2 protein-coding genes and 1 pseudogene are annotated in these 2840 nt (G+C 66.1%); all 3 read left to right on the forward strand.

Annotated elements, in window-relative coordinates:
* Nucleotides 1–212: 212 nt before the first annotated feature.
* Entirely contained in the window at nt 213–1412 is a 1200-nt protein-coding gene (locus AD89_RS17890; protein WP_035319603.1) for a PucR family transcriptional regulator, read from the forward strand.
* A 55-nt stretch (nt 1413–1467) separates the two neighbouring features.
* The gene (locus AD89_RS0100975; RefSeq protein ID WP_025776740.1) at nt 1468–2373 is read left to right on the forward strand and encodes an ACP S-malonyltransferase; all 906 of its coding nucleotides are present in this window, start codon (nt 1468–1470) and stop codon (nt 2371–2373) included.
* Nucleotides 2374–2391: 18 nt separating this feature from the next.
* Nucleotides 2392–2840, forward strand: a pseudogene (locus tag AD89_RS0100980) (3-oxoacyl-ACP synthase); the annotation flags it as partial.

Genomic DNA, 2840 nt, shown 5'->3' on the forward strand with positions numbered 1-2840 from the left:
ACAAGGCCGCCGAGGCGGCTGAGAAGTACCAGCTCCACGATGTCCGTGCCGGCAGCTCGGGTTCGACCGAGGGAGCTGGCGCCTGATCTCGTCGGTCACCTGAGTGCTGATATGGCCGGAGTCTCCAAGACTCCGGCCATATTTGTCGCCTTTTCCGAATGCTTGTATGTCCCTGACAACCCGATTGTTCTCTTTCGTCTAAACTCGTGCCCATGATGTCTGATGCCGAGACCCTGCGACGCCGCGCCGAAACCGCTCGCAGGCTGCGTGCCGGAGTGGGTGTCCTGTCGTCGGTGACTCTGCAGCGACTGGAGGCGCAGCTGCCCTGGTACCGCTCGATGTCGTCGTCCGACCGTTCCTGGGTCGGCCTCCTGGCCCAGTCCGGCATCTCATCGTTCGTCGACTGGTACCGCAAACCCGATACGAACCTGCGCGTGGTCTCCGACATCTTCAAGACAGCACCACGCGATCTCATCCGCGCCATCAGCCTGCAGCAGACCCTGCAGCTGCTCAAGATCGTCGTCGAGGTCGTCGAGGAGCGCGTCCCGGACATCGCTCGCCCGGTCGAACAGCCGGCCCTGCGCGAGGCCGTGCTCGTCTATTCCCGTGAGATCGCGTTCGCCGCCGCCGACGTCTATGCCCGTGCCGCCGAGGCTCGGGGCAGCTGGGATGCCCGCCTCGAAGCGATGGTCGTCGACGCCCTCGTCCGCGGAGACTCCGTCGATGAGCTCGCCAGCCGCACGGCGGCCTTCGGCTGGCAGTCCGAAGGCCCCGTCTGCGTCATCGTCGGCCGCGCCCCGCAGCGCTCGGCGAAGAAGGGATTGGACGGGATCCGCCGCAAGGCCAGTCGGTGGGCCGATGATGCCCTCGTCGGCATCCATGACAATCGACTGCTCATCGTCTTGGGCGGAGTCACGGAACTCGACGATGCCGTCGAGGACCTCTCCGACTGCTTCGGGCCCTCCGAGGTCATCGTGGGGCCAGCAGTGCCGGGCCTCGCCGAGGCTGCCACCTCGGCGAAGGCAGCGATCCGGGCACTCAAGGCCGCGACCGCCCGCCCGGATTCCCCTCGCCCCGTCAAAGCCGATGACCTCCTGCCCGAACGCGCCCTGTCCGGAGATCGGATCGCCCTGAGCGAACTCATCGAGCGCTATTACGAACCGCTGACCTCGGGCACCGGACAGCTGCTGAAGACCGTGAGCGCCTATGTCGAATTCGGGTCGTCGCTCGAGGCCACGGCCAAGGCACTGTCAGTGCACCCGAACACCGTGCGCTACCGGCTGCGCAAGATCACCGACGCGATCGGACTCGACCCGACATCGTCACGTGACGCCTTCGTCATCCACATCGCCTTGGTGTATGGGCGACTGTCCGAGGACGGCGTATTGTCGACCAGCGACAAATCGCAGTGATTCCGGCCCCGAGTCCATTAGATTGATCAACGGAACCCAACGAAAAGAGAACTGAGTGCTTGCAATCACCTGTCCGGGCCAGGGAGCCCAGAAGACCGGTTTCCTGAGTTCATTCCTCGAACTCGACGCTTTCTCGGCACAGATCGACGAACTCTCGACCGCCTCGGGGATCGACCTGCGTCTGCACGGAACCGATTCCGACGACGAGACGATCAAGGACACCGCGGTGGCACAGCCTCTGCTCGTCGCTTCCGCCATCGCCTGCGCTGCCGAGCTCGGTGTCAGTCCTGCCGTCGTCGCCGGACACTCCGTGGGAGAGATCGCCGCCGCGCAGATCGCCGGCATCTTCTCCCCCGCCGACGCCATGCGCTTCGTCAAGGTCCGTGCCGATGGAATGGCCGCCGCTGCCGCCGCCACTCCAACCGGGATGTCCGCGGTGGTCGGCGGCCAACCCGACGACGTTCTCACCGCGATCGAGGCCGCCGGGGCGAGCCCTGCCAATGTCAACGGCGGGGGCCAGACCGTGGCCGCCGGATCTCTCGACGCGCTCGAGGCACTGGCAGAGAATCCGCCCGAGCGCGCTCGAGTCATTCCGCTGGCCGTGGCCGGTGCCTTCCATACCGAGTTCATGGCTGCGGCCACCGCAGAACTCGCTGCCGCCGCCTCGGCGATGGAGGTCTCCGATCCCGCTGCATCGATCCTCAGCAACTCCGACGGAACTGCCGTCGGAACCGGGCGCGAGTACGTCGACCGCCTGGTCAGACAGGTCACGAACCCGGTTCGCTGGGACCTGTGCCAGGAGACGCTGCTGGGTGCCGGGGTCACCGGAATGATCGAACTCGTCCCCGGTGGCACCCTGACCGGAATCGCTCGCCGCGCCATGAAGGGCGTCGAGACCTTCGCAATCAAATCGGCCGCCGACCTCGACGGCGCGCGTGAGTTCGCGGCAGCCCACGCCTGAGAATCGAAAGAAGACGTCATGCCAACACTCAAGACTGCCGAGCTCGGCACCTTCTCCCGCATTTCCGGAATCGGTGCCTACCGCGCGGAGAACCTCGTCAGCAATGACGATATCGCCGGCCCCATCAATTCGTCCGACGAATGGATCCGTCAGCGCACCGGCATCGTCACCCGCCGTCGCGCCAGCAAAGATGTCGGCGTCCTCGACATGTCCGAGGAGGCCGCGCTCGAGGCCATCGCCTCCGCCGGGCTCAAGCCCGAGGAGATCGGGGCGATCATCATCTCCACGGTCACCTTCGAGTACTTCACGCCCTCAGCCGCAGCGGCACTGACCGCGCGCTTGGGCACCGGGCCGATCCCGGCGTGGGACATCAGTGCGGCCTGCGCCGGCTACTGCTACGGCATCTCACAGGCCGACGCCCTGGTGCGGGCAGGCACGCTCGACAATGTCCTCGTCATCGGTGCGGA

Origin of the sequence: Brevibacterium sp. VCM10 (assembly GCF_000583215.1) — a bacterium.
Taxonomy (GTDB): Bacteria; Actinomycetota; Actinomycetes; order Actinomycetales; family Brevibacteriaceae; genus Brevibacterium; species Brevibacterium linens.

Excerpts from the sequence above, each read along its gene's own strand:
- AD89_RS17890 (WP_035319603.1), top strand. The coding sequence starts at position 213 with ATGATGTCTGATGCCGAGACCCTGCGACGCCGCGCCGAAACCGCTCGC.